This is a genomic window from Acidovorax sp. NPDC077693, from assembly GCF_044542805.1.
In the GTDB taxonomy this organism is placed as follows: Bacteria; Pseudomonadota; Gammaproteobacteria; order Burkholderiales; family Burkholderiaceae_C; genus Acidovorax.
This window is the reverse complement of sequence record NZ_JBITVD010000002.1, coordinates 140,655-166,460: the sequence shown is the minus strand read 5'-3', so window position 1 is coordinate 166,460 and position 25,806 is coordinate 140,655. Positions and strand designations below refer to the sequence as shown.

Genomic DNA, 25,806 nt, shown 5'->3' with positions numbered 1-25,806 from the left:
GCAGCCTTCTTTGCTGCTACTGCCTTCTTGGCGGGAGCGGCCTTCTTGGCGGGTGCTGCCTTCTTGGCGGGTGCTGCCTTCTTGGCGGGCGCAGCCTTCTTGGCCGGTGCTGCCTTCTTTGCTGCTACTGCCTTCTTGGCAGGAGCGGCCTTCTTCGCGGGGGCTGCCTTCTTAGCAGCGGTCTTTTTCGCAGTTGCCATCATGTTCTCCTTGGGTCAATTTGCAAAGAGCACTTCCTGTCTTCAATGGACAAGAAGCGATCCATGGAGATGGAGGTCGACCCCATCCCCATGAACACGGGAACGCTCCACACGGCAATGCTCTGGGGCGCTGTCGGTGTGGTGCGTGGTGTAGATATCCATGGTGGTGCAATGCTAAAAAGTGCTAGTCCCAGGACAGCGCACCACCAGACTGGTATTCAATAACCCGGGTCTCGAAGAAGTTGCGTTCCTTCTTGAGGTCGATCATCTCGCTCATCCACGGGAACGGGTTTTCTTCATTGGGGAACAGCGTCTCCAGGCCGATCTGCGTGGCGCGGCGGTTGGCGATGTAGCGCAGGTAGCCCTTGAACATCGATGCATTCATGCCCAGCACGCCACGCGGCATGGTGTCTTCGGCGTAGCGGTATTCCAGCTCGACGGCCTTCATGAACAGCGCGTTGATCTCGGCCTTGAACTCGGCGGTCCACAGGTGCGGGTTCTCCAGCTTGAGCTGGTTGATCAGGTCGATGCCGAAGTTGCAGTGCATCGACTCGTCGCGCAGGATGTACTGGTACTGCTCTGCAGCGCCGGTCATCTTGTTCTGGCGGCCCAGCGCCAGGATCTGCGTGAAGCCGACGTAGAAGAACAGGCCTTCCATCAGGCAGGCGAACACGATCAGCGACTTGAGCAGCGTCTGGTCGGTCTCGAACGTGCCGGTGTGGAAGTTGGGGTCCATGATCGCTTCGATGAAGGGGATCAGGAACTGGTCCTTGTCGCGGATCGACGGCACTTCCAGGTAGGCGTTGAAGATCTCGCCTTCATCGAGGCCGAGCGACTCCACGATGTACTGGTAGGCGTGGGTGTGGATCGCTTCCTCGAACGCCTGGCGCAGCAGGAACTGGCGGCACTCGGGGGCGGTGATGTGGCGGTACGTGCCCAGCACGATGTTGTTGGCAGCCAGCGAGTCGGCGGTCACGAAGAAGCCGAGGTTGCGCTTGATGATGCGGCGCTCGTCTTCGGTCAGGCCGTTCGGGTCTTTCCACAACGCGATGTCGCGCGTCATGTTCACTTCCTGCGGCATCCAGTGGTTGGCGCAGGTGGCGAGGTACTTTTCCCACGCCCACTTGTACTTGAACGGGACCAGCTGGTTGACGTCGGTCTGGCCGTTGATGATGCGCTTGTCGGCGGCATTCACGCGGCGGTGCGTGGCAGCGACTGCAGGAGTTGCCTGGGGGGCTGCGGATGCAATCATCGACGCGTGGACGTCCTGCAGTGAGGGGGTCTGGAAAGACAGGGGCGGCTGCTCCGCCGGGTGGCTTTTGTTCAGTCCACCGTCCAGTTGATTTTGCGATGAGGGCTTGACTTCTTCGTCCCAGGACAACATAGATTTTCCAGTGTTCGGATTATGAAAGCAGTGCTGCAAAAAGGAAAGCACTGCAGCGTTGTGCAGCAACGATTTGTTGCTTCACAGCACCGAAGCAGCGTGCATTGAACGCGATGCACGCTGCTTCGTAGGACCTTACTGACAGGCCTCGCAGCTGACGTCGTCGATCGCGGTGAACTGAACGTCCGTGGCGGGCCGTGCCGCGGCCTGCGCAGAAGCTGCAGTGGCTGCTGCTTCCGACGCGCCGGGCTTGGATGGAGCGGCTGCAGAAGCCTGCTGCGAGCCACCCTCGTTGCCGGACGACACGGCGTTGAGCTGGCGTGTGTTCACGGTGCTCATCTCGACGTGCGTGGCGCTTTGCGTGCGCAGGTAGTACGTGGTCTTGAGGCCACGGATCCACGCCAGCTTGTAGGTGTCGTCGAGCTTCTTGCCCGATGCGCCGGCCATGTAGATGTTCAGGCTCTGAGCCTGGTCGATCCACTTCTGGCGGCGCGATGCGGCTTCCACCAGCCACTGCGCCTCGACCTCGAAGGCGGTGGAGTACAGCGCCTTGATGTCGGCCGGCACGCGGTCGATGGGGTGCAGCGATCCCTTGAAGTGCTTGAGGTCCATGATCATCACGTCGTCCCACAGGCCCAGGCGCTTGAGGTCGCGCACCAGCCCGCCGTTGATGACGGTGAACTCACCCGACAGGTTGGACTTCACGGACAGGTTGCCGAACGAGGGCTCGATCGATGCGTCCACGCCGATGATGTTGGAGATCGTGGCGGTGGGGGCGATGGCCACGCAGTTCGAATTGCGCATGCCGTCCTGCGCGATCTTCTTGCGCAGGGCGTCCCAGTCGAGCGTGGACGAGCGGTCCACGTCCACATAGCCGCCACGGGCCTCGGACAGCATGTCCAGCGTGTCGAAAGGCAGGATGCCGCGGTCCCACAGCGAGCCCTTGTAGCTGGTGTACTGGCCGCGTTCGCGGGCCAGCTCGGTCGACGCCCAGTAGGCGTAGTAGCAGATGGCTTCCATCGACTTGTCGGCAAACTCCACGGCCTGCTGCGACGCGTAGGGGATGCGCAGTTCGTACAGGCTGTCCTGGAAGGCCATCAGGCCCAGGCCCACGGGGCGGTGGCGCATGTTGGAGTCGCGGGCCTTGGGTACTGCGTAGTAGTTGATGTCGATCACGTTGTCCAGCATGCGCATGGCCACGGTGATGGTCTTCTTGAGCTTGTCGTGGTCGATCTGACCATCCTTCAAGTGCTGCAGCAGGTTGACCGAGCCGAGGTTGCACACGGCGGTTTCGGTGTCGCTGGTGTTCAGCGTGATCTCGGTGCACAGGTTGGACGAGTGCACCACGCCGGCGTGCTGCTGGGGCGAGCGCACGTTGCAGGCATCCTTGAAGGTGATCCAGGGATGGCCGGTCTCGAACAGCATGGTCAGCATCTTGCGCCACATGTCGGTGGCCTGCACCGTCTTGGAGGGCTTGATCTCGCCGCGCGCAGCCTTCTGTTCGTAGGCCACGTAGGCCTTCTCGAACGCGGTGCCGAACAGGTCGTGCAGGTCGGGCACGTCGGAAGGCGAGAACAGGGTCCAGGTGCCCTTTTCCATCACGCGGCGCATGAACAGGTCGGGGATCCAGTTGGCCGTGTTCATGTCGTGCGTGCGGCGGCGGTCGTCGCCGGTGTTCTTGCGCAGCTCCAGGAACTCTTCGATATCGAGGTGCCAGGTTTCCAGGTACGTGCAGACAGCGCCCTTGCGCTTGCCGCCCTGGTTCACGGCCACGGCCGTGTCGTTGACCACCTTGAGGAAGGGCACCACGCCCTGCGATTCGCCGTTCGTGCCCTTGATGTGCGAGCCGAGGGCGCGCACGCGGGTCCAGTCGTTGCCCAGGCCGCCGGCAAACTTGGACAGCAGCGCGTTCTCCTTGATGGAGTCGTAGATGCCTTCCAGGTGGTCGGGCACCGTGGTCAGGTAGCACGAGGACAGTTGCGAGCGCAGCGTGCCGCTGTTGAACAGCGTGGGCGTGCTGGACATGAAGTCGAAGCTCGAGAGCACTTCATAGAACTCGATGGCGCGGGCTTCGCGGTCGGATTCGTTGAGCGACAGGCCCATGGCCACGCGCATGAAGAAGCACTGGGGCAGCTCGATGCGGGTCTTGCGCACGTGCAGGAAGTAGCGGTCGTACAGGGTCTGCAGGCCCAGGTAGTCGAACTGCAGGTCGCGGTCGGCCTTGAGGGCGGCGCCCAGGCGGGCCAGGTCGAACGTCAGCAGGCGCTCGTCCAGCAGTTCGTTGTCCACGCCCTTCTGGATGAATTGGGGGAAGTACTCGAGGTACGCCTGGCCCATGTCGGCCTGGGCCACTTCCTTGTCCAGCACCTCGCGCACGATGGTGTGCAGCAGCAGGCGGGCGGTGGCGTAGGTGTAGTCAGGGTCTTTTTCGATCAGCGTGCGCGCGGCCAGGATGGAAGCCTTGTAGACCTCGTCCATGGGGACGCCGTCGTACAGGTTGCGCATGGTTTCGGCAACGATGGGGTCGGCCTTGATGTCCGCGCCCAGGTTCACGCAGGCCGATTCGATCAGGCCCTGCAGGCGGTTCAGGTCCAGCGCCACGCGCTTGTCGCCATCCATCACATGCAGCAGCGGTGCCGCTGGCACAGCGGCCTGTTGCTCGGTGTGGCGGGCACGCTCCTGCGTGCGGCGCTCGCGGTAGAGCACATAGGCGCGGGCGATCTCATGGTGGCCGCCGCGCATCAGGCCCAGCTCGACCTGGTCCTGCACGTCTTCAATGTGGAAGGTGCCGCCAGCGGGGCGCGAACGCACCAGCGCGCGCACGACGTTCTGCGTCAGCGTGTCCACGACTTCGCGCACGCTGGCAGAGGCTGCGCCCTGGGTGCCATGCACTGCAAGAAAGGCCTTCATCATCGCCACCGCGATTTTCTGGGGCTCGAAGGGCACCACCGCGCCGTTGCGGCGGATGATCTGGTAGTGCGGGAGCGATTGGGTGGCGGCCACTGGCGCTGCCTGGGATGCGGGCGCATCGACCGTGGCGGAGTGGGGGGTGACAGGCGTGTTCAAAGCAGCTTGCATGGGTGTCCTCTTCTATGGGCTGTCTGGGGTGTGATGCTCGGCTGGGAATGCAGCCGGGCCGGGAGATCGGTGTGCCGGGCTTTGGGGTGGGCACACTATATATGGTGTGTCTCGTGCGTTCAAGACACTACCGGTAGTGTATCGCGGTAAAACTGCCCCGAGGACGACACGGCTTGTGCTAGGCGTGCGAAGCAGAGGTCGGGCACCTCCGCGCAATCCATTGAAACGCGGGGATGTGGGACACGCAACCCGCATGCCGACACGCGTTGCGCGGGATTTCGCCGCCGAGGCCGCATGGTTCCTTGGGGCCACCCAGCACTGCAACAATGTGCAAGCGCACAAAGAAAAAAACGGGATGTGGCGCTGGGGCCGCAGTGATCAGCGGGTCGACGGAGGGTCGGCCAGCGTGGCGGCAGGAAAACGGCGCAACGGCCAACGCAGCGCATCCTGAAGACGGCGCCAGTCGAACCCTGGCCCGGGATCTTGCTTGCGACCCGGGGCAATGTGCTCATGGCCGGCGATGTGCTCGATGGCGTAGCGCTGTTCGATGTCCCGGCACAGTTGGGTGAGCATCTGGTACTGCGCCGCTTCGAACTCCAGGCCTTCCAGGCCCTCCAGCTCGATGCCGATGGAGTCGTCGTTGCACTGGCTGCGGCCGCGGTAGGCAGACTGGCCCGCATGCCAGGCGCGCTGGTCGCAGCTCACGAATTGCCAGAGCTGGCCCGTGCGCTCGATGAAAAAGTGCGACGACACGGCCAGGCCGCGGATGCTCTGAAAGTACGGATGGGCGTCCCAGTCGAGGTTGTTCGTGAACAGCTGCTGTACCTTGCCCGTGCCGTATTCACCCGGCGGGAGGCTGATCGAGTGCACCACGATCAGGTCGATGGCCTGCGCGCCCTGCACCGGGCGCTCGCCGTAGTTCGGAGAGGGGAGCCGGTGTGCCCGCTGGTGCCAGCCGCCGTCCCAAAGTGGGCCCGAGTTGTCCTGCGCGGCTTCAACCGATCTCGTCATTCGCATCCTGGTCGTTGGGCGCGGCAATGTTCAGGCGGGCGATGCGGTAGCGGATCTGGCGCAGGCTGATGCCCAGGCGCGCCGCGGTGGCCGTGCGGTTGAAGCCGGCCTCGCGCAGGGCGCGGATGAGGATGTCGCGTTCCTGCTGGTCCAGCCAGGCCTGCAGGTCGCTGGGCAGCGGTACGGAACTGCCTGGGTTGTGGTGAGAGCCGGATGGTGCCTGAAGGGTGGCGTGCGCGTCGCCTGCCGCGACTGCCGGCGCACTGGACGTGGTGGCCGCCTGGTGCGGCATGGCCCGCGCGCCGGCGCTATCCAGCGGCAGCGCCGGGCCGTCCACATGGAGTTCATCGCCATCGCTGAGCGCCACCGCGCGGTGCAGCAGGTTTTCCAGTTCCCGCACGTTGCCGGTCAGCGGATGGGCCGCGATGGCGGCCAGTGCCTGTTCGGTCAGTCGTGGCACGGCCATGCCCGACTCCTGCGCGATGCGTGCCAGCAGTGCGGTGCACAGGGCGGGCAGGTCTTCGCGGCGCTCGCGCAGCGGCGGGATCACGATCTCGATCACGTTCAGCCGGTAGTACAGGTCCTGGCGGAACCGGCCCGACTGCACGTCGGCGGCCAGGTCGCGGTGTGTGGCGCTCACGATGCGCACATCCACGGTTTCTTCCTGTGTAGAGCCCAGGGGGCGCACGCTGCGCTCCTGGATCGCCCGCAGCAGCTTGGACTGCATGGCGATCGGCAGGTCGCCGATCTCGTCGAGGAACAGCGTGCCGCCACGCGCCGCCTGGAAGTAACCGTCGCGGTCTTGCGAGGCGCCGGTGTAGGAGCCCTTGCGGGCGCCAAAGAACTCGGCCTCGAGCAGGTTCTCGGGGATCGCGCCGCAGTTGACGGCCACGAGCGGGCCGTCGGCGCGCTGGCTGCTGGCGTGCAGGGCCTGCGCCACCAGCTCCTTGCCCGTGCCCGATTCGCCATGGATCAGCACGGGCGCCATGCCGCGCGCCACCTTGGCCACCCGCTGCTTGACGTTGCGGATGGCCGCGGACTCGCCCACCATCCGCTCCAGCGCCGGGGTCGATCCGGCCGGGTCCGCAGCCGCCGAGGCCGCACTCTTGTTCTGGTTGCCGCCGCTGCGCGCCGCACGCGGCGCGGGCACGCCGCCCGTGCCCTGGATGGCCGAGGCCACCACCGAGCGGAACTGCTTGAGGTCCACCGGCTTGGTGAGGTAGTCGAAAGCCCCGGAGCGCAGGGCCTCGACCGCGTTCTCGGCGGACCCGTAGGCCGTCATGACCACGCAGCGCTCCTTGCGCTGCTGTTCGCGCAGGTCCTGCAGCAGTTCCATGCCGAAACCGTCGGGCAGCCGCATGTCGGTGATGACCGCATCGAAGCGCTGGGCCTTGAGCTGCTCGCGCGCCTCCTGCACGCTGGAGGCCGTTTGCACGCGGTAGCCCTCGCGCAGCAGCGTGAGCTCATACAGGGTGCGCAGGTCGGGTTCGTCGTCCACGACGAGGATGGAGGCTGGGGTGGCGTTCATGGCGGTGGGGGTCAGACCACGATGGTGTCGAACAGGGTGGCGGCCTCGGCGGGGCGGGTCGTGCGGCGAAAGCCGACGGTGAAGGCGTTGCCCCCGGTCTCGCCCTGCGCCGTGGTGTGTGCAATCCGCTGGTAGCTGATGGAGGCACCGTGGCGCTGGCACAGCTCGCGGCAAATATAAAGGCCCAGGCCGCTGGATCGGCTCTCGGAGGAAAAGAAGGGCTCGAACAGATGGCGCTCCACGGATTTGTCCATGGGCGCGCCATCGCTCCACACCTGCAGGCTGACCTGGCCCGACGGCTGCGCGCGGGTGCTGACCCGCAGCGCATCGGGCGCCTCGCTCATGTAGCGCAAGGCGTTGTCCAGCAGGTTCACCAGCACGCGCCGCAGATGCTCGGGATCGAATTCGACCTGGATGCCCTCGGCCTCCAGCGTCACCACGGCCCGGCGCCGGGCCGGGTTCTGGGATTGCCAGTCGCTCCATATCTGCGCCACGGTGTCGTCCAGCGGCACCGTGGAGGCCGGAGCGTGGCTGATCTGGTGCTGCACGCGGGCGATGTCCAGCACTTCTTCCGCAATGCGGGCCAGTCGGTCGGCGTTCTGCTGCACCATGTGCGCCAGGCGCTTTTGTGCCGGGTCGTGCAGGTCTTCTTCGAGCAATGCGTTGGCCTGGACGATGGCCGCCAGCGGGTTGCGGATCTCGTGGGCCACGGCGGCCGACATGCGGCCCATGGCAGCGAGCTTTTCGGTGCGCAGCCGCGCTTCCATCTCCCGCAGGTCGTGCAGGAACATCACGCACAGCCGCTCGGTCTGCGCCTGCCGGGAGGCCTCCCGCGTGGACGTGAGCCAGGTGCGCACGTGCAGGCCGGTGGGGCTCTGCCCGGGGTGCAGCAGGTCGACATCGGCGGTCTGGGGTTGCTCGTGCCGGAAGGTGCGCCGGGCCAGGATGATCAGGGGGCTCCAGGGGGATTCCGTCGCCAGCACGAACGGCAGCTCGGGAAGGTCGCGCCCACCCAGCAGTTGCAGGCCTGCAGGGTTGGCCATGCGCACGGTATCGCTTTCATCCACCACCAGCACGCCGTCGGTCAGGTTCTGGATGACGAGGGCACTGACCTGGGTCTGCACGCGGGCCGCGACCTGGCTTTGATGGGCCAGCTCTTGCTCGCGCGCCAGGCGGGCGGCCAACTGGTGCACCAGATAGCTCACGATGAAGTAGCCGGTGCCCGTCAGCGCACTTTGCAGGTAGCGCGGGGCCGCATCGCCGGTCGTGCTGATGCCCTGCCACCAGGCCCAGCCCAGCAGCAGCAGCGTGGCCGCCGCCGTGGTCCCCAGGGCCAGCGTCAAGGTGCCGAGCACGGCCGCCATGAGGATGGGCAGGCCGAACAGGGGGGTGAAATTCATGATCCCCGCGTGCAGCAACTGTACGAGGGCGATGGCCAGCAGGTCGACCCCGATCGACGGCAGCCACCGAGCCCCGGCGCGCGGCGATGGCGGTGCGTGCCCAGCCAGCACGCGCAGCATGGCGGTGGCCACCAGGTACGCCACACACACAGCCAGCACGGCCGGCTCCGGCGCCTGGTTGACGATCTGCCCGATGCCTTGCAGCATCAACAGTGCCAGCGCCACCACCACCCGGCCGGTCAGAAAACCGCGCCACAGCCGCACGAACGGCGCATCCACGGTGGGCAGGAACATCCCTGCGGGGGGTACTTGCATGGCTCAGGCCGGACCGAGGCTGCGGTGCTCCGGGCAGCAATAGGCCTGGCTGCCCAGCATCAAGGCCTCGGCCTTGGGGATGTGCACGCCGCAATGCGCGCAGGCCAGGATGTCCTGCGGGCCACCCGGCGGTGGGGATGCCGGGCGCACCGGAGCCTCTGCGCCGTCCTTGTCGCGCCGGCTGCGCCAGATGCCGATGGCCACGACCAGAACGATGAGCAGGACCAGGTACTTCATGCGCTGCGCCCCAGCACCACTTCCATGACGAAGCGCGAGCCCACATAGGCCAGCAGCAGCAGCGTCGAGCCCGCGTACAGCACGCGCACTGCGTTGCGGCCCCGCCAGCCAAAGCGCGCGCGACCGATCAGGAGCGCGGCGAACGTGAGCCAGGACAGCAGCGAGAACACGGCCTTGTGGTCCCATCGCCAGGCACGGCCGTACAGGGTCTCGCCAAACAGCCAGCCCGCCAGCAGCGTGGCCGTCAGCAGGATGAAGCCGGCCGTCACGAAGCGGAAAGTCAGGCGCTCCAGCGTCAGCAGCGGGATGCCGCTGTGCGGGTCCTCGGCCTGCCGGATGTGCCGCTCGGCGCGGGTCATGAGCCAGGCGTGCACCACCGCAGCACCAAACAGGCCGTAGCAGGCAATGCCCAGCGCCAGGTGCAGCGGCAGCCAGGCAGAAGCCGTGACATGCAGTGGCTGCCCCGGGAACACCAGGGCCAGCACCACGGCCACCGCGCCCAGCGCAGCCAGCACCCAGCGCGACTGCATCTGGGGAAAGAGCTGCCGCTCGACCGCATAGACGGTGAGTACCAGCCAGGCCGTCATCGACAGTGCGGGCGCAAACCCGAAGCGCGGTGCGTCGCCCCACAGGCCCCACACCAGGACGGCGCCATGCAGCACCCACGCCACCAGCAGCGCATTGCGGGCTGCCGTGGTGCCCAGGCGCTTGGCGGCGACGGCGGGAACGCCATATGCCACCGCGGCGGCCAGGGCCAGCAGCCAGCTGAAGGGGGAGCTACTCGCTAAAATCATGGATCGCAGTTTAGCCTTTTGCCCCCACCGCCCGTACCTGGGCGTGCCTGCCAGCCACAACCGTTGTGTTGATCGCGCGCAGGCAACACCGGAACATTGCCCATGGCCTCCGCCCTTACCGACAAACTCTCGCGCCTCGTCAAGGAGATGCGTGGCCAGGCCCGCATCACCGAATCCAACGTGCAGGACATGCTGCGCGAGGTGCGCATGGCACTTCTGGAGGCCGACGTGGCCCTGCCGGTGGTGCGCGACTTCATCGCGCGGGTGAAGGAAAAGGCGCTGGGCGAGGAGGTCATCGGATCGCTCAAGCCCGGCCAGACCCTGGTCTCCATCGTCAACCGCGAATTGGCGGCCACCATGGGCCAGGGCGTCTCGGACATCAACCTGGCGGCCCAGCCGCCCGCCATCATCCTGATGGCAGGCCTGCAGGGCGCCGGCAAGACCACGACCACCGCCAAGCTGGCCAAGCACCTGATCGAAAAGCGCAAGAAGAAGGTGCTCACCGTCTCGGGCGACGTGTACCGCCCCGCGGCCATCGAGCAGCTCAAGACCGTCACCAGGCAGGCGGGTGCGGAGTGGTTCCCGAGCACGCCGGACCAAAAGCCCCTGGACATCGCGCGCGCGGCGCTCGACTACGCCAAGAAACACTATTTCGACGTGCTGCTGGTCGACACGGCCGGTCGCCTGGCCATCGACGAAGCGTTGATGAAGGAAATCAAGGACCTGCACGCCGCCTTGAACCCCGTCGAAACCCTGTTCGTCGTCGATGCCATGCAGGGCCAGGACGCGATCAACACGGCCAAGGCGTTCAAGGAAGCCCTGCCCCTCACCGGCATCGTGCTCACCAAGCTCGACGGCGACTCGCGCGGCGGTGCGGCGCTGTCGGTGCGGCAGATCACGGGTGCGCCCATCAAGTTTGCGGGCGTCTCGGAAAAGATCGACGGGCTGGAGGTGTTCGACGCCGAGCGCCATGCGGGCCGCATCCTGGGCATGGGCGACATCGTGGCGCTGGTCGAGCAGGTCACGGCTGGCGTGGACATGGAGGCTGCCCAGAAGCTGGCCGCCAAGGTCAAGAGCGGCGACGGTTTCGATCTCAATGACTTCCTGTCCCAGATCCAGCAGATGAAACAGATGGGCGGCCTGTCCAGCCTGATGGACAAGCTGCCGTCCCAGCTCACGGCCAAGGCCGGCGCGGTGGACATGGACAAGGCCGAGAAGGACATCAAGCGCAAGGAAGGCATCATCCAGAGCATGACGCCGCTGGAGCGCCGCAAGCCCGAGCTCATCAAGGCCACCCGCAAGAAGCGCATCGCCACGGGCGCAGGCGTGCATGTCCAGGAGGTCAACCGGCTGCTCAAGGAATTCGAGCAGATGCAGGGCATGATGAAGAAGATGAAGGGCGGCGGCCTCATGAAGATGATGAAGCGCATGGGCGGCATGAAGGGCCTGGGCGGCGGTGGCATGCCCAAGATGCCTTTCTGAGACCCACCGTCGGAGCCGCTCCGTGTCATCGGCCCGGCTCAGCGGGGGCGCCTGACAGCGGCCGTCCAATGCTTTGACGGGCCGGAGCAGGGCCCGAGCGGGGCCCGCTCAAACCCGCCCTCTCACCAACTGCGCAATGGGCTTGTGTGCCGTCCGGTGCGCAGCTCAAGATCTCAGGGCGCCTGCAACCAGTCTTTCAAGGGCTGGTCCGCCCAGGCCTTGGCCTCTTCGCCGACGAAGGCCTGCGGCCTTGAAGCGGGCAGCTTGCGGCGCTTTTCCTGGGCGGCGATGGATTTTCTGGCCTCATCCATCCAGTCGGTCACTGACAGGTGCTCAGCGTCTGCCTGGCCGAACAGCGCTTCGGCGAACGGCGTGTGGGTGCCATCGTATTGGCAGCGGAACGAGGTGAGGCGCGTGTCGGAGGCCGTGAGCACCACGCGGTTCGGCGCCCTCAGTGGCTTGATGAATGCGCCGCTGTAGCAGGCGGACAGCACCACCAGCGTCGGTACCTTCAGCGGCGCCAATGCATCGCTCAGCAACCTGGGGGTGATGGGCGGCTGGTTCTTGCCAGCCACGGTGATGTTGAGCAGGCCAGGGTTGGCATGCGTGGAGATCAGCAGCAAGACCCGGTCCCGCGGTTGCACCACCTCGGCCATTTTGGACATCACCAATGCGAAATTTTCGACCGTCGCCTGCGGCCACTCTGCGCTCTCGCCGCGGGCCGGGTTGGCCAGCTTGAGCATCAAGGCGTTGGCGTCGAGCTCGCGGACCAGCTTTTCAGCCAGCAACACGTCGTTGCGGAAGGCCTTGGACTGCGAGTGCATCGCAAAGCCGGCAAAGATGATGCGGCCCGGTGGCTCGGCAGGCGGTGCTGGCGCGGGTGCAGCCTGGGGCGCGGTGGGAGCTTCGGCCATCGGCGCCGGTGGAGCGATGCACCCCGCGGCTGCGGTGGCCAGTGCCAGTGCGCCGACTCGAAAAAAGCGCCTCAGGGTGTCGGGGGCGAGGGAAGACATGGGCATGGTGATCAAGAAGCTAAGACGGATGGAAAGGTGGCAGCTGCCCGGTGGCAGCATGCGTCCGGCCGAGTCCAAAGCGTCCGTATCCTAAAGGAGTGCTGTCACCCTGACGCAGTTGTCAGGGCAGTGTTTCAAGTGCTTGCATCGATCGTCCGCATCCAAATCGCGGGACCTGGATGTCGATTTGCCGCGGATTCACCGTAAAAAAGCCGGTGCATGCACCGGCTTCGTGGGGGTGTGACGTGGGTCACAGGGCGGTCACGCCGCGCGCAGTGCGGGCTGCGCCAGGCGGCTCGCATGCAGCCAGGCGCGGCGCAGCACGGGAGGCGACCACGATTCCTCGGGGATCAGCAGCAGCCGCTGCGCGCGCAGCGCCTTGCCCAGCGCAATCTGGCTCGTCACCACTGCCAGCGGAATCGCCAGCGCCAGGGGCAGGCCCACGGGCATGAGCCACAACAGCGCGCTGCTGTCGATGAAGGCCACACCCAGCGCCAGCACAGCGATGATTGCGCTCATGGGGGCCAGCTGGCGCATGGCGTGGAGCCAGGGCACGGCATGGGCCTCACGGGGGGGCGACTTCCATTCGAGCTTCAGGCCCGTCAGCGCGATCACCACGAACAGCGAGTGCGCCAGCATGCGGATGGGCGCTTGCAGGATGGCCAGCACGCTTTCGAGCACAGCGCTCTTGAGCAGGCTGAAAGCGCCGCCGTACTGCGCTTGCTCGCGGCGCATGAACACTGCTGCCACGCCCAGGATGCGGGGCAGGAACAGCAAGCACAGCGTCCAGGCCCACAGCGCCAGCAACTCGGCCGGCAGGATGTGCCAGTCGGCCACCAGCTTGGCGCCCGACAGCCACAGTGCCGTGCCCAGCGTCAGGAACGCGAGCCACAGCGGTGCCGACAGATAGGCCATGGCACCCGTCACGAACATCGAGCGGTGCACAGGGTGGATGCCGGGTTCGGCCATCAGGCGGGCGTTCTGCAGGTTGCCCTGGCACCAGCGGCGGTCGCGCTGCAGCTCGGCCAGCAGGTCAGGGGGTTGCTGCTCGTAGCTGCCGATCAGGTCGGACACCAGCCACACGTGGTAGCCGGCGCGGCGCATCAGCGCGGCTTCGACAAAGTCGTGCGACATGATGCCGCCGGCCAGGCCGCCCTTGCCCTTGATGGGCGCCAGAGCGCAGTGTTCCATGAACGGCGCCACGCGGATGATGGCGTTGTGGCCCCAGTAGTGGGACTCGCCCAGCTGCCAGTACTGCATGCCCAGCGTGAACAGGCGGCCGGTGACGCGGGATGCGAACTGCTGCGCACGGGCGTGCAGCGTGACGTGGCCGATGGCCTGCGTGGCGGTCTGGATGATGCCGGCAGAAGGGTTGGCTTCCATCAGCTTGGCCATGGAGACGATGCAGTCGCCGCTCATCACGCTGTCGGCATCGAGCACCACCATGTAGCGGTAGTCCTTGCCCCAGCGGCGGCAGAAATCGGCCACGTTGCCGGCCTTGCGGTGCGTGCGGCGGGTGCGCAGGCGGTAGTACACCTGCACCTGCGGTTGCTGGCCGTGCTGCGCCAGGGCGCTGCGCAGCTCTTCCCAGGCAGCACGCTCGGCGGCGGCAATGGCGGGGTCATAGCTGTCGGACAGCACGAACACGTCGAAGGTGGCGCCGTGCCCGGTGGCTGCGACGGATTCACACGTGGCCCGCAGGCCGGCGAACACGGTCGACACGTCTTCGTTGCAGATCGGCATGATGATCGCGGTGCGCGCATCGGGCGCCAGATGGTGCTCGGTCACGCTGCGCACCGACAGCGCATGCTTGTCGCCGCGCACCATCACCCAGAACCCCATCAGGCCGGTCAGGAATCCCGTGACCACCCAGGCCGACAGCAGGGCAAACAAGGCGATCTGCCCATAGCCCAGCCAGGGGTTGTCGTACGTGGGCTGCACGCCCGCAAACAGCAGGCTGGCCAGCGCCGTGGCCAGCACCGTCAACACCATGAATGTCCAGCGGCGGCGCTGCGCCGCACCTTGCCAGGCCTGGGTGTGCTCATCCTTGGGCTGCGCAGGGCCGGCATTGCGGGCGCGTCCTGTGAGGCGCAGCAGCACAGCGGTGCTCAGGCTGTTCCAGAAGCCGCGCCAGGGGACCGGGGTCATCGACCCGCGGTGCAGCGGCGGCGCCGTGACAGCGTTCGGGTGGCGCTCTTCGCGCACCACGCTGCGTGGGCTGGGCACGGCGCGCAGATAGGGCACGGGCTGGCCAGGGGACACGGCCGCGGCTGCCTTGGCAGGGGAGCGATGGGGCGCCTCGTGGCTTACTCGGGAAGAATGATGTGCGTCCATGTTTCACTCACAGCGTTGTTGTCGTGTTGAAGAAAAGCGCGCAGCTCGATCGGGCGATCGGCCTTTTGGCGCTGTACGCGAACAGTCATGCGCCACTGGTCGGTGGCGGGATTTCGGTAGACGATGTTTTCCAGCACCTTGCCGTTGGCATCGGTGCTCACCACCGCCTTCACGGCGGCTTCGGGTGGCAGGGCCTTGAGCGCAGGGCCGTCGAAGTCGACGACGAACTGGGCTTGCTGGCGCAGGGCGGCAGCGGTTTCCTTGGTGTAGCCCATGCCGCGGCGCGATTGCGTCACCCAGCCGCCCGGGGGGCGCTGTTGCTCGTCGCCCTGCCAGCTCAGCTCGTAGGCGAACTCCAGGGGTTGGCCTGGTGCGGGCAACTGGGCAGGCACCCAGTAAGCGACGATGTTGTCGTGCGTTTCATCGGGGGTGTTGAGCTGCACCAACTCAACGCGGCCAGGACCCCAGTCGTTCAGGGGGCGCACCCAGGCGCTGGGGCGGCGTTCGTAGCGGGCTTCCACGTCCTCGTAGCTGGCCCACTGGCGGTCGCGCTGCATCAGGCCGAAACCCTTGGGGTTCTTGGTGGCGAACGATGTGACGACGGTCTGCTTGGGGTTCTGCAGCGGGCGCCAGAGCCATTCGCCCTCGCCGGTGGCGATCATCAGGCCGTCGGAGTCATGCACCTCGGGGCGGAAGTCATCCTTGCGGGGCTGGTTTTCGCCAAAGAAGAACATGCTGGTCAGCGGCGCGATGCCCAGCGTGCCGATGGGCTTGCCTGCGCCCGGCCGCACAAAAATGCGGCTGCGCACGGTGGTGGTGGTCTGCGTGCCGGGCTGGATGTCGAAGCGGTAGGCACCGGTGGCGCGGGGCGAATCCAGCAGCGCGTACACCGTGACCTGGGTCGACAGCGGATCGGGCCGCACCAGCCAGAACTCGGTGAAGCGCGGAAACTCCTCGCTCTGCCCGGGGGCTGCGCCCACGGTGTCGATGGCCAGGCCGCGGGCCGACAGGCCGTACTGCTGGCCCTTGCCGAGCGCGCGGAAGTAGCTTGCGCCCTGGAAAACCACCAGCTCATCCTTGTAGGCGTTGGAGTTCAGGTGGTTGTGCAGGCGAAAGCCCGCAAAGCCGAGGTCGCCCCAGGCCTCGGGCTTGACCTGGTTCTTGCCGTAGTCGAAGTCGGCACGGTTGTAGCTGATGTGGCGGGCACCCTGCGGCGTGACCTCGTTGATCAGCACCGGTTCCTTCTGGTACAGGCCCAGATGGAAGAACATGGCCTCGAAAGGCAGCTTCTCGGCGCGCCACAGCGCGCGGTCGGGGCGCCAGCGGATGTCGCGCACCTGGTCGTAGTTGAGCTTGGCCAGGTCGGCCGGCAGCTTGTCGCCAGCTGCCCGATAGGGCTTCTCGGCACGCTCACGGGCGAGGCGGGTGACGCTGTCGAAGTCGAAGCCTTGCGCCTGGGCCTTCGCGGCCACCAGAGCCAGCGCCAGCAGACCGACGGTCCGCTGGGCATGCCGGAGCAAAGGCGAGGAGGGAGAAAAAACAGCTTGCATGCGGCATATAGGGCAAACCCTGTGCCAGCTCTGAAAAACTGTTCTATATCAACGACTTAGGCCTTGATGTACATGTAAGCGATTGTGCAAGCAGTTTCTGCTGCCTCAAAAGCCATGTTTTTGTCGCTGTGTGGCGACAGGTATGGCGTTGCCTACAAAAAATGCTTTGAAAATCAAAGACTTAGTCGTGTCGCTCTTCGGCGACATCATCGCCGGCCGCCGTGTCGCTCTTGAAGTTGCCGGGGGTGAGGGCGTGCTTTTGCAGCAGGCGGTAGAACTCCGTGCGGTTGCGCTGGGCCAGGCGAGAAGCGTCTGCGACATTGCCGTCGGTCATCTTGAGCAGGCCCACCAGGTATTCGCGCTCGAACCGCTGCCGCGCTTCGGTAAAGCTGAGCACCTGGGCCGACGGGATGCGCAGCGCACGCTGCACCAGGGTCAGCGGCACGAGCGGTGTGGTGGACAGGGCGCACACCTGCTCCACCACGTTGAACAGCTGGCGCACGTTGCCGGGCCACGCGGCCATGGTCAGTGCCTTCAGGGCCTCGGGCGCAAAGCCCGACAGGCGCTTGTCGTACTTGCGTGCGAGGCGGTCCAGAAAGTGGTTCGCCAGCAGCGCGATGTCCTCGCGCCGGTCGGCCAGCGTGGGCAGCATCAGCGTCACCACGTTCAGGCGGTAGTACAGGTCCTCGCGGAACTGGGCCGTGGCCATGGCTGCTTCCAGGTCGCGGTGCGTGGCAGAGATGATGCGCACATCGATGGGCGTGGACTGGCTCGAGCCCACGGGCCGCACGGCGCGCTCCTGCAGCACGCGCAGCAGCTTGACCTGCAGGGCCGGCGGCATGTCTCCGATCTCGTCCAGCAGCAGCGTGCCGCCATCGGCCGCCTGGAACAGGCCCTTGTGGTTGCTGGTGGCGTCGGTGAAGGCCCCCTTCACGTGGCCGAACAGCTCGGATTCGAGCAGTGCTTCGGGGATGGCCCCGCAGTTCACCGCCACAAAGGGCTTGGCGGCGCGCGGGCTCGCCCGGTGGATGGCCTGGGCCAGCAGTTCCTTGCCCGCGCCGCTGTCGCCCAGCAGCAGCACGCTCGCATCCGACTGGGCCACCATGTAGGCCTCGGCGAGCAGGTCGGTCATGCGGTTGGAACGGCTCACGATCTCGGCGCGCCAGGCGTCGTTGGCGTGGGCGTGGGTCACGGCCGGCGCGCTCAGCGCCAGGGCCTGGCCGATCTTCTCGAGCAGGTCCTTGCCGTCGTAGGGTTTGGTGAGGTAGGTGAACACACCGCGCGAAGTCGCTTCCACCGCATCCGGGATGGTGCCGTGCGCCGTCAGCAGGATGACCGGCAGCGAAGGGTGCCGCGCGCGCACTTCGTCGAACAGCGCGAGCCCGTCGCGCCCCGGTAAGCGGACATCGCTGAGCACCAGCTGCGGCCGCGCCATGTCGAGCTGCGCGAGCGCTGCTTCGGCAGAGCCCACCGCAATCACCTCGTACCCTGCGGCATTCAGGCGCAGCGACAGCAGCCGCAGCATGTCGGCATCGTCGTCCACCACAAGGATGCGGGCCGATGCGCCAGCGCGGGATGCAGGGGTGGAGTGGGTGGGCATGGTGATGGGGCAGGTCAGGGGGCAGAACGTTGGGGGCCGTTGCCGGGCGAGGATGCGGGGGCCGCTGGCACCGGGGGGCGGGTGGTCAGGCTGCGCTCGATGGCGCGCACGGCTTCCAGCCGCTCGTTGAGCTGGTCGTTGCGCCGCTGCGCGTCGCGCAGTTGCTGCGTCTGCCGGTCCAGCTGGTCTTCCAGCCGGCGCAGGTTCAGCAGGCGGGCCTCCATCAGGCGTGCCAGCGGGTGCAGTGCCTGGGACGCCGCGCTCTGGTTGGCGAGCACGCGTTGCACCAGGCCCAGCGCGCGCGCCGTGTCCACGGCCTGGCGGGTTTGCGCCAGGGCGGTCGCCAGCAGCAACGGGGTTTCGGCAGAGGCCTCTTCGGCATCGCTCAGGCGCGAGATTTCCCTTGCCAGCTCTGCCGGTCCCATGCGCAGGGTCAGGTCGGTCTGGGCCAGGACCTGCAGCACCGGGCTGGGAGCGGGCAGCGGCGGGGGCTCCGCGCGCGGGGTGTGGTCCTGCGTTTTGACCTCGACCGGAGCCGGCGCCACGGCGGCCACGGGGGGCGGTGGCGGGGTCGCGGCCTGCGGGGCCGTCGCACCGCAGCCGACCAGCAGCCACGCCGCCGCCAGCGGAAGAAGTGCTGCCGCGGGGCTCGTCAGTGCGCGGGTGCGCTCCGTGGCCGCGAAAAGATGAAGGTCGCTAGGCTGCATGCGGTAGTTCTATGCGAAAGAATGATGTGGCGCCTTCGTCCACCAGGCGCACCGTGCCCCCATGGGCTGCGATGTACTCCTGGACGATGGACAGGCCGATGCCGGTGCCGCGCACGGCGTCGTCCGGCTGGCGCACGCCGCGGTAGAAGGGCTCGAAGACGTGGTCACGGTCCGCCGGTGCCACGCCGGGGCCCTGGTCGATGACATCCACCCGGACAGTGCCCGCAGCGCGCGACAGCACGATGCGCAAGGTTCCGCCCTTGGGCGAAAAGCGGATCGCGTTGGACAGCAGGTTGCTCACCGCCGAGGCGATCTTGTCGGCATCGATCGGCAGCGAGACTGGCGAGCCTTCCACCAGCACCTTGAGGCCCCGTGACTGCCACTGCAGCCGCTGGCTTTCCACCTGCGCTTCCAGCAGCGCCAGCAGGTCGGTATCGCGCCGCTTCAGCTGGCGGGCCTCGAAGGCTGCGGCATTGAAGCGCAGCAGGGCCTCGATCTCGCTTTGGAGCACCAGCGTGTTGTGGTGCAGGATCTGCGCCACTTCGCGCTGTCCGCCATTGAGCTCGCCGGTCACACCGTCCTGCAGCAGTGCCACGCCTTCGCGCAGTGCAGCCAGCGGGGTCTTGAGTTCGTGCGATACGTGGCGCAAGAAACGCGCCTTGTCGGCGTCCAGTTCCAGGAGCCGCAGGCGCAGCCATTCGAGCTGCTGGCCGACGCGGCGCACGTCGTCCGGGCCGGAGATCACCACCGGTTCGTCCAGCTGGTTCTCGCCCAGCTGGCGGATGGCGCCCTCCAGGCGCTTGAAGGGACGGGCCAGCCAGATGCCCAGTGCCAGGGCCAGCACCAGCGCCAGCACGATCACGCCCACCACCTGGTGCGTCACATTGCGGCGGCTGGCTTCCACGCGGTCCTGCAGCTCGCGGTTGCGCTGGGCATTGATGTCCTGGATCGACTGCGCGATGTTCAGGTTCAACGTCTCGATGGCCACGAACTCGTCGGCCACGAGCCGCTCGTTGTCCAGCGCGCGCTCAGGCGGGGCGTTGAGCAACTCCTTCACGCTATCGAGGTGCCGGCGCCATTCGATGGCCTGCTCCTCGGGGAGCCCGTCTTTTTGCAATTGGTCCAGGATGGCCGAGGCCTCGATCGACATCTCATCGAAGCTGCGGCGCAGGGGCGCATCGCGCAGCACCAGCGACTGCCGGGCCGCCCGCTCCAGGGCCTGGCTGCGCTGGTTCAGTGCCTGCGCGGCCGTGCCCATGGCGGTGGCATGGGTGGAACCGTGCCGGCTTTGCACCATGAGCTGCTCCAGCGTGTGCAGCGCCCGCAGCGAGCTCACGCCGAGCAGTCCCGCAATCAGCAGGAAGGCCAGCAGCAGCAACTGCTGAAAGGAAAACCCGTTGAGCGGACCGCCCGCCCTGGGCGTGCCAGCGCTGGGTGGACTGCTGGGTGCGGACATGGGAGGGGCTGTTCCTGCGGTTTCAGGCCAGCGCGGCCTCGTGGGTGAGGACTTCGCCGCGCAGCGTGTAGGCCTTGGCTTCGGTGATGGTCACGTCCACCATCTGGCCGACCAGGCGGGGCTGGCCCACGAAGTTGACGACGCGGTTGCACTCGGTGCGGCCCATCAGTTCAGTGGTGTCGCGCTTGGAGGCGCCTTCCACCAGGATGCGCTGCACCGTGCCCACGCGGCTTTCGCTGATGGACTTGATGTTGGCGTTGATCACGCCCTGCAGGTGCTGCAGGCGGCGCAGCTTCACGTCGTGCGGCGTGTCGTCGTGCAGGCCGGCCGCGGGCGTGCCGGGGCGGGGGCTGAAGATGAAGCTGAAGCTGTTGTCGAAGTGGATATCGTCGATCAGCTTCATCATCTTGTTGAAGTCGTCCTCCGTCTCGCCGGGGAAGCCCACGATGAAGTCGCTGCTCATGGCCAGGTCGGGGCGGATGGCGCGCAGCTTGCGCACCGTGCTCTTGTATTCCATGGCGGTGTAGCCGCGCTTCATCGCCATCAGGATGCGGTCGCTGCCGTGCTGTACCGGCAGGTGCAGGTGGCTGGCCAGCTTGGGAATGCGGGCATAGGCGTCGATCAGGCGGGGCGTGAACTCGTTGGGATGGCTCGTCGTGTAGCGGATGCGCTCGATGCCCGGGATGTCGGCCACGTACTCCAGCAGCAGCGCGAAGTCGGCGATCTCGCTGGTGTCGCCCATCTTGCCCAGGTAGGCGTTCACGTTCTGGCCCAGCAGCGTGATCTCTTTGACGCCCTGGTCGGCCAGGCCGGCGACTTCCACCAGCACGTCGTCGAAGGGGCGGCTGACCTCTTCGCCGCGTGTGTAAGGCACGACGCAGTAGCTGCAGTACTTGCTGCAGCCTTCCATGATGGAGACAAACGCGCTGGCGCCTTCGACACGTGCCGGCGGCAGGTGGTCGAATTTCTCGATCTCCGGGAAGCTGATGTCCACCTGCGGACGGTCCAGCCGTTCGCGCTGGTTCAGCAGCTCGGGCAGGCGGTGCAGGGTCTGGGGGCCGAACACGACGTCGACATAGGGCGCGCGCTTGATGATCTCGGCGCCTTCCTGGCTGGCCACGCAGCCGCCCACGCCGATCTTCACGCCGCGGGCCTTGAGGTGCTTGATGCGGCCCAGGTCGCTGAAGACCTTCTCCTGCGCCTTCTCGCGCACCGAGCAGGTGTTGAAGAGGATGAGGTCGGCCTCGTCCACGTTCTGCGTAGGCTCATAGCCCTGGGCTGCATTGAGCACGTCGGCCATCTTGTCCGAGTCGTACTCGTTCATCTGGCAGCCGAAGGTTTTGATGAAGACTTTTTTGGAGGCCATGGCAATCAATCTCGTGTCCGAATGGGGATGCGGCGGCGCGCGTCGGGCGGCCGCTGGGGCGTTGGGCAACCCGGCAGGGGCTGCGGGCGCCGGGTTACTTCTTCACCGGATCCGAGTCGGTGCGGAAATTGAACTGGATCGTGTCCGAGCCATTGCGCGGCTGGGCCGCTTCGCCTTCGGTCAGGATCCAGGCGGACAGCAGCATGCCCGTGCTGTTCTCGATCAGGTAGTTGACCTTGAAGGTCTGGCCCTGCACCGTGTGCAGCATGACCAGCGAGTTCTGGGGGCTGAACAGGCGCATGCCGGGCGCCATGCGGATGTTGCGCCCGTTGAGCACGGCATCGGAGCCACCCTGGACGGTCAGGCTGCCCCGCAGCGATGCGTCCGGAAAGTTGCGCGCCACCCCCAGGCCGGGCTGGACCTGTGCATGGGCGGGCATTGCCAGGCAGGCGAGGGCCGACAGGCTGGCCGCAGCCAGCGCACGCGCAGCATGCAGGCGCCGGCCGGTGCTGGCCGGAGGGGAGTGAGGGGCAGGGGTGCAGCGGTTCATGGTGTGTATCCAGAGGCTGGTAACAAGGTGGGGGAGGCCGATTTTACGGGCCAGGGGGCCCAGAAAACCGTTTTCGTACAAGGACTTACCGCCACGGCAAGGGCGCCGCGGCCACAAAAAAGCCCGCAATCACTGGCGCGTTGCGGGCTTTTGGCGGTCACTCGAATGTGGTGGTCGTAGGTGGACTTGAACCACCGACATCAGCATTATGAATGCTGCGCTCTAACCAACTGAGCTATACGACCGTAAGACCAAGATTATAGAACAAAAATTATTGGTGTGTGAAGTTGGCCGTGCGTTTGTTCATGAACGCGTCCATGCCTTCCTTCTGGTCCTGGGTGGAGAACAGGGCGTGGAACAGGCGGCGCTCGAACATCACGCCGTCGGACAGGCTGCCTTCGAACGCCCGGTTCACGGATTCCTTGGCGGCCATCACCGCGATCTGCGAGAAGCCGGCAATGAGGATGGCCGCACCCAGTGCTTCGTCCATGAGCTTGTCGTAGGGCACCACGCGGCTGACGAGGCCGGCGCGCTCGGCTTCGGTGGCGTCCATCATGCGGCCGGTGAGGGCCATGTCCATCGCCTTGGACTTGCCCACCGCACGCGGCAGGCGCTGCGTGCCGCCGGCCCCGGGGATCACGCCGAGCTTGATCTCGGGCTGGCCGAACCGCGCGTTGTCGGCCGCGATGATGAAGTCGCACATCATCGCCAGCTCGCAGCCGCCGCCCAGCGCAAAGCCGCTCACGGCAGCGATCACGGGCTTGCGGATGGAGCGGATGGCTTCCCAGTTGCGGGTGATGTAGTCGCCCTTGTAGGTGTCGGCAAAGCTGTACTTGGCCATCGCGCCGATGTCGGCGCCCGCTGCAAATGCCTTTTCACTGCCGGTGACGATGATGGCGCCGATCGCCTCGTTGGCGTCGAAATCCTTCAGGGCCGCGCCCAGCTCGTTCATGAGCTGGTCGTTCAGGGCGTTGAGCTGCTTGGGGCGGTTCAGCGTGATTACGCCGACCTTGTCCGCTTCGACGCGGACTTCGATGGTTTCGTAGGCCATGGTATCTCCTGGTTTATGGTTTGTTGTGAAGGGCTGTCGGCAATATACCCAAGCAGGTCCGCATTGCGGCCCGGCGCGTGGCGCGGTAGGTAAAAGGCCGTACCGCGGCCGCGCATCCGGCGGCGATCACGCCAGCCAGCGCCCCAGTGCGGTCGCGTCGGCGGCCGAGAGGCTGACGGTATCGGGGGCCGGAGCGTGCCGGGCGGGTTTGCGAGGCGCCGCGCTCTGGCCGCGGGGGGGCAGCTCCAGCGCCAGGCGCAGCAGCCGGCCGTCGCGTGCCACCAGGGCGGTCACCGAGGTTTCGGCGCCTGCATAGAACGCCACGTCGTCGAGCTTGCTGATGCGCCAGCCTTGCCCCTGCACCTCCACGCCCAGCCATTCGTCCCCGGGTGCGATGCCGGCCTGTTCGGCCAGGCCCGCGCGCAGCACGGTCTTGATCTGCACGCTGTGGTTTTCGGCCACGCGCAGCCCCAGGCGCTGGGCCCATTGCGGTGCCTCTGCCTGCAGGTGCACGCCGTGCGCCGCCAGCAGTTCGGCCAGGGGGAGTTCTGCCGTGCTGTGCACCCACTGCGCGATGTCCGCGTCGAAAGACCGCCCGCCCAGTTCCCGCAGCACGGTACGCAGGTCGTCCTCCGTCATGGGGCCGCCCTGGCAGCGTTTCCACAGCGCGCGCATCACGTCGTCCAGCGTGCTCTTGCCGTCGCGGCGCAGCGCCAGGTCCAGGCACAGCGCGACCAGCGACCCCTTGGTGTAGTAGCTCACCGTGGCGTTGGGGGTGTTCTCGTCCTGGCGGTAGTACTTGACCCAGGCATCGAAGCTCGCCTGGGCCACGGTCTGCACCATGCGCCCCGGGGTCTGGTGCACCTGGTTGATGGTCTTGGTGATGAGCTTCAGGTAGGTTGCGTCGTCGATCAATCCCGCACGGCGCAGCAGCAGGTCGTCGTAGTAGCTGGTGAAGCCTTCGAAGAACCACAGCAGGTCGGTGTAGTTCTCCCTTGCGTAGTCGTGCTGTGCGAATTCGGCGGGGCGCAGGCGCTTGACGTTCCAGGTGTGGAAATACTCGTGGCTGATCAGGCCCAGCAGCGTGGTGTAGCCGTCGCTCGCGCGGCTGTCGCCCACGCGGGGAAGGTCCCTGCGCCCGCAGATGAGCGCCGTGGAGTTGCGGTGCTCCAGGCCTCCGTAGCCGTCGCCCACGGCATTGAGCATGAACACGTAGCTCTTGAACGGGGCGGCGCCGTCGCCGTGCCAGAAACGGATGGCGGTCTCGCAGATATTCTGCGTATCCGCCAGCAGGCGCTTGTCGTCGAACGATGGCGCGGCGCCGGCCACGACGAAGCGGTGGGGGATGCCCGCCGCAGTGAAGCGGCCCACCCAGAAGCTGCCCAGCTCGACCGGGCTGTCCACGAGTTCGTCGTAGTCCTCGGCCTGGTACAGGCCAAAACCTTTTTTATCGACCTTGAGCGCAGTGAGCCCGGTGGCCACCGACCAGTCGGCCGTCGCCGGGGTGCTGGCCATCTCCAGCGTGTGGGCCTGCTTTTCCTGGCCGCGCACCTGCAGGCACAGGCTGGTGCCGTTGAAGAAACCGCGCGATGCATCCAGCCAGGCCGTGCGCACCGAGGTGTCGTAGGCGCAGACGGCATACGTCAGCACCAGGGGCTTGTCCGCGCTGCAGTCCGCGCGCCAGCGGTGCTTGTCCAGCTGCGTGAGCGGCACGGCGTGTTTGCCCTGGTGTGCCGTGAGCTCCTGCAGGTTCTTGGAGAACTCGCGCACCAGGTAGCTCCCCGGAATCCATACCGGCAGGGACACTTCCTGCAGCGCCTGGGGGTGGGCGATGGTCAGGGTGACGCTGAAGAGATGGGCATGCAGGTCCGCAGGCTCCACGCGGTAGTGGATGGCTGCGGGCTCGTGGTGGCGGGTGGAGGGCATGGGCGTGTGCTGTGTTCTGGCGTGGTGGCCAGCAGCGCCGGGCCCTGCTGGCAGGCTCCGGGAACGCCATCGCGTTCCCGCGGGTGCGGTGGGGTTCAGTTGCCGCCGGTGGCTTCGCTGCCGGCCTCGGCCAGGCGCTTTTCCACTTCCTGCGCGCCGATGGCGCCCGGCACGCGCGTGCCGTTGGCGAAGATCAGGGTGGGGGTGCCGGTGATCTTGTGCTTGCGGCCGAAGGCCAGGTTGCGTTGCAGGGCGCTGGTGTCGCAGCTGGCGGCGGGTGCGGGCTTGTCGCGCACCATGTGGTCCTGCCAGGCCGTGACCTTGTCCTTGGCGCACCAGATGTTGCGCGACTTTTCTGCCGAGTCGGGGCTCAGGATGGGGTACAGGAACAGGTACACCGTCACGTTGTCCACGTTCTGCAGGTCGCGCTCGAAGCGCTTGCAGTAGCCGCAGTTGGGGTCCTCGAACACCGCCACCTTGCGCTTGCCGTCGCCGCGCACGATGGTGAAGGCGTCCTTGAGCGGCAGCGCCGAGAAGTCCACCGCGGTCAGCTTGGCGATGCGGTCTTCGGTGAGGTTGCGGCGCGCCTTGGCGTCGATCAGCTCGCCCTGGATCACGTAGTTGCCCTTGGCGTCGGTGTAGAACAGGTCGGTGCCGATGCGCACTTCGTACAGCCCCTTCATGGGCGTGGGGCGCACCTCGTCGATCTTGTCCATCTGCGGGATGCGCTCGGCCAGCGCCTTGCGGATGTCGGCCTCCTGGGCGGATGCCGCCGCGCTGGCGAAAAGGCCGATGGCCGTGATCAGGATGGGAATCAATTTCAT

General features: G+C 66.6%; 20 protein-coding genes and 1 tRNA gene. 1 reads left to right on the top strand and 20 read right to left on the bottom strand.

What is annotated here, in order from left to right:
- The 8 genes from ACIGHN_RS02870 to ACIGHN_RS02835 all read right to left on the bottom strand — a co-directional run.
- Nucleotides 1-200: hypothetical protein (locus ACIGHN_RS02870; protein ID WP_396503192.1), on the bottom strand; the 200-nt coding region annotated here is incomplete at its 3' end.
- A 184-nt stretch (nt 201-384) separates the two neighbouring features.
- Entirely contained in the window at nt 385-1,584 is a 1,200-nt protein-coding gene (locus ACIGHN_RS02865) for a ribonucleotide-diphosphate reductase subunit beta (RefSeq protein ID WP_396503191.1), read from the bottom strand.
- A gap of 135 nt (nt 1,585-1,719) precedes the next feature.
- Nucleotides 1,720-4,662, bottom strand: a complete 2,943-nt coding sequence (locus ACIGHN_RS02860; protein WP_396503190.1) for a ribonucleoside-diphosphate reductase subunit alpha — start codon at nt 4,660-4,662, stop codon at nt 1,720-1,722.
- Nucleotides 4,663-5,040: 378 nt separating this feature from the next.
- Nucleotides 5,041-5,673, bottom strand: coding sequence for a 1,6-anhydro-N-acetylmuramyl-L-alanine amidase AmpD (ampD, locus tag ACIGHN_RS02855; protein WP_396503189.1), 633 nt, complete (start codon nt 5,671-5,673; stop codon nt 5,041-5,043).
- Nucleotides 5,657-7,201 carry a sigma-54-dependent transcriptional regulator gene (locus tag ACIGHN_RS02850; protein WP_396503188.1) on the bottom strand — a complete coding sequence of 515 codons (1,545 nt, stop codon included), beginning with the start codon at nt 7,199-7,201 and terminating at the stop codon, nt 5,657-5,659. Before ACIGHN_RS02850 ends, ampD begins: the two co-directional genes overlap by 17 nt.
- Before the next feature lie 11 nt (nt 7,202-7,212).
- Nucleotides 7,213-8,916 (bottom strand): nitrogen regulation protein NR(II), encoded by a 1,704-nt coding sequence (locus tag ACIGHN_RS02845; RefSeq protein WP_056417644.1) that lies wholly within the window; start codon nt 8,914-8,916, stop codon nt 7,213-7,215.
- A 3-nt stretch (nt 8,917-8,919) separates the two neighbouring features.
- Nucleotides 8,920-9,153 carry a PP0621 family protein gene (locus tag ACIGHN_RS02840; protein ID WP_056417647.1) on the bottom strand — a complete coding sequence of 78 codons (234 nt, stop codon included), beginning with the start codon at nt 9,151-9,153 and terminating at the stop codon, nt 8,920-8,922.
- Nucleotides 9,150-9,947, bottom strand: a complete 798-nt coding sequence (locus tag ACIGHN_RS02835) for an inner membrane protein YpjD (protein WP_056167431.1) — start codon at nt 9,945-9,947, stop codon at nt 9,150-9,152. The genes ACIGHN_RS02840 and ACIGHN_RS02835 overlap by 4 nt, the downstream gene beginning before the upstream one ends.
- A gap of 102 nt (nt 9,948-10,049) precedes the next feature.
- Here ACIGHN_RS02835 and ffh point away from each other — a divergent pair, with 102 nt between their 5' ends.
- Complete coding sequence (gene ffh, locus ACIGHN_RS02830; RefSeq protein ID WP_056417650.1) at nt 10,050-11,429, top strand: signal recognition particle protein; 1,380 nt, start codon at nt 10,050-10,052, stop codon at nt 11,427-11,429.
- A gap of 173 nt (nt 11,430-11,602) precedes the next feature.
- Here the strand turns inward: ffh and ACIGHN_RS02825 are convergent, their stop codons facing one another.
- The 12 genes from ACIGHN_RS02825 to ACIGHN_RS02770 all read right to left on the bottom strand — a co-directional run bounded on the left by ACIGHN_RS02825 (nt 11,603) and on the right by ACIGHN_RS02770 (nt 25,806).
- Nucleotides 11,603-12,442 (bottom strand): C13 family peptidase, encoded by an 840-nt coding sequence (locus ACIGHN_RS02825; RefSeq protein ID WP_396503187.1) that lies wholly within the window; start codon nt 12,440-12,442, stop codon nt 11,603-11,605.
- Nucleotides 12,443-12,703: 261 nt separating this feature from the next.
- Nucleotides 12,704-14,776, bottom strand: coding sequence for a glucans biosynthesis glucosyltransferase MdoH (mdoH, locus tag ACIGHN_RS02820; RefSeq protein ID WP_396503186.1), 2,073 nt, complete (start codon nt 14,774-14,776; stop codon nt 12,704-12,706).
- Nucleotides 14,749-16,326, bottom strand: a complete 1,578-nt coding sequence (locus tag ACIGHN_RS02815; protein WP_396503185.1) for a glucan biosynthesis protein G — start codon at nt 16,324-16,326, stop codon at nt 14,749-14,751. The genes mdoH and ACIGHN_RS02815 overlap by 28 nt, the downstream gene beginning before the upstream one ends.
- A 181-nt stretch (nt 16,327-16,507) precedes the next feature.
- Nucleotides 16,508-17,926, bottom strand: a complete 1,419-nt coding sequence (locus tag ACIGHN_RS02810) for a sigma 54-interacting transcriptional regulator (protein WP_396503184.1) — start codon at nt 17,924-17,926, stop codon at nt 16,508-16,510.
- Nucleotides 17,927-17,940: 14 nt separating this feature from the next.
- Nucleotides 17,941-18,633: a hypothetical protein gene (locus ACIGHN_RS02805; protein ID WP_396503183.1), complete on the bottom strand. Its 693-nt coding sequence runs from the start codon at nt 18,631-18,633 to the stop codon at nt 17,941-17,943.
- On the bottom strand, nt 18,623-20,089 hold the full coding sequence (locus tag ACIGHN_RS02800; RefSeq protein WP_396503182.1) for a sensor histidine kinase: 1,467 nt from the start codon (nt 20,087-20,089) through the stop codon (nt 18,623-18,625). Before ACIGHN_RS02800 ends, ACIGHN_RS02805 begins: the two co-directional genes overlap by 11 nt.
- A 22-nt stretch (nt 20,090-20,111) precedes the next feature.
- Nucleotides 20,112-21,455, bottom strand: coding sequence for a tRNA (N6-isopentenyl adenosine(37)-C2)-methylthiotransferase MiaB (gene miaB, locus ACIGHN_RS02795; RefSeq protein ID WP_056418332.1), 1,344 nt, complete (start codon nt 21,453-21,455; stop codon nt 20,112-20,114).
- Nucleotides 21,456-21,549: 94 nt separating this feature from the next.
- Entirely contained in the window at nt 21,550-22,005 is a 456-nt protein-coding gene (locus tag ACIGHN_RS02790; protein WP_056417663.1) for a hypothetical protein, read from the bottom strand.
- Between the two features lie 168 nt (nt 22,006-22,173).
- Nucleotides 22,174-22,250, bottom strand: a tRNA-Met gene (locus tag ACIGHN_RS02785).
- Between the two features lie 26 nt (nt 22,251-22,276).
- Complete coding sequence (locus ACIGHN_RS02780; RefSeq protein ID WP_396503181.1) at nt 22,277-23,056, bottom strand: enoyl-CoA hydratase; 780 nt, start codon at nt 23,054-23,056, stop codon at nt 22,277-22,279.
- A gap of 126 nt (nt 23,057-23,182) precedes the next feature.
- Nucleotides 23,183-24,982 (bottom strand): M61 family metallopeptidase, encoded by a 1,800-nt coding sequence (locus ACIGHN_RS02775; RefSeq protein ID WP_396503180.1) that lies wholly within the window; start codon nt 24,980-24,982, stop codon nt 23,183-23,185.
- A 95-nt stretch (nt 24,983-25,077) separates the two neighbouring features.
- A complete protein-coding gene (locus ACIGHN_RS02770) occupies nt 25,078-25,806 on the bottom strand; it encodes a DsbC family protein (protein WP_056417673.1) in 729 nt (242 codons plus the stop codon).

Bases quoted from the DNA above. Each gene is read 5' to 3' on its own strand.
- ACIGHN_RS02860 (WP_396503190.1), bottom strand. From the start codon at position 4,662: ATGCAAGCTGCTTTGAACACGCCTGTCACCCCCCACTCCGCCACGGTC.
- ACIGHN_RS02775 (WP_396503180.1), bottom strand. From the start codon at position 24,982: ATGCCCTCCACCCGCCACCACGAGCCCGCAGCCATCCACTACCGCGTG.
- miaB (WP_056418332.1), bottom strand. From the start codon at position 21,455: ATGGCCTCCAAAAAAGTCTTCATCAAAACCTTCGGCTGCCAGATGAAC.
- ACIGHN_RS02825 (WP_396503187.1), bottom strand. From the start codon at position 12,442: ATGTCTTCCCTCGCCCCCGACACCCTGAGGCGCTTTTTTCGAGTCGGC.
- ACIGHN_RS02790 (WP_056417663.1), bottom strand. From the start codon at position 22,005: ATGAACCGCTGCACCCCTGCCCCTCACTCCCCTCCGGCCAGCACCGGC.
- ampD (WP_396503189.1), bottom strand. From the start codon at position 5,673: ATGACGAGATCGGTTGAAGCCGCGCAGGACAACTCGGGCCCACTTTGG.
- ACIGHN_RS02815 (WP_396503185.1), bottom strand. From the start codon at position 16,326: ATGCAAGCTGTTTTTTCTCCCTCCTCGCCTTTGCTCCGGCATGCCCAG.
- ACIGHN_RS02770 (WP_056417673.1), bottom strand. From the start codon at position 25,806: ATGAAATTGATTCCCATCCTGATCACGGCCATCGGCCTTTTCGCCAGC.
- ACIGHN_RS02840 (WP_056417647.1), bottom strand. From the start codon at position 9,153: ATGAAGTACCTGGTCCTGCTCATCGTTCTGGTCGTGGCCATCGGCATC.
- ffh (WP_056417650.1), top strand. From the start codon at position 10,050: ATGGCCTCCGCCCTTACCGACAAACTCTCGCGCCTCGTCAAGGAGATG.
- mdoH (WP_396503186.1), bottom strand. From the start codon at position 14,776: ATGGACGCACATCATTCTTCCCGAGTAAGCCACGAGGCGCCCCATCGC.
- ACIGHN_RS02850 (WP_396503188.1), bottom strand. From the start codon at position 7,201: ATGAACGCCACCCCAGCCTCCATCCTCGTCGTGGACGACGAACCCGAC.
- ACIGHN_RS02805 (WP_396503183.1), bottom strand. From the start codon at position 18,633: ATGCAGCCTAGCGACCTTCATCTTTTCGCGGCCACGGAGCGCACCCGC.
- ACIGHN_RS02865 (WP_396503191.1), bottom strand. From the start codon at position 1,584: ATGTTGTCCTGGGACGAAGAAGTCAAGCCCTCATCGCAAAATCAACTG.
- ACIGHN_RS02845 (WP_056417644.1), bottom strand. From the start codon at position 8,916: ATGCAAGTACCCCCCGCAGGGATGTTCCTGCCCACCGTGGATGCGCCG.
- ACIGHN_RS02810 (WP_396503184.1), bottom strand. From the start codon at position 17,926: ATGCCCACCCACTCCACCCCTGCATCCCGCGCTGGCGCATCGGCCCGC.
- ACIGHN_RS02800 (WP_396503182.1), bottom strand. From the start codon at position 20,089: ATGTCCGCACCCAGCAGTCCACCCAGCGCTGGCACGCCCAGGGCGGGC.
- ACIGHN_RS02780 (WP_396503181.1), bottom strand. From the start codon at position 23,056: ATGGCCTACGAAACCATCGAAGTCCGCGTCGAAGCGGACAAGGTCGGC.
- ACIGHN_RS02835 (WP_056167431.1), bottom strand. From the start codon at position 9,947: ATGATTTTAGCGAGTAGCTCCCCCTTCAGCTGGCTGCTGGCCCTGGCC.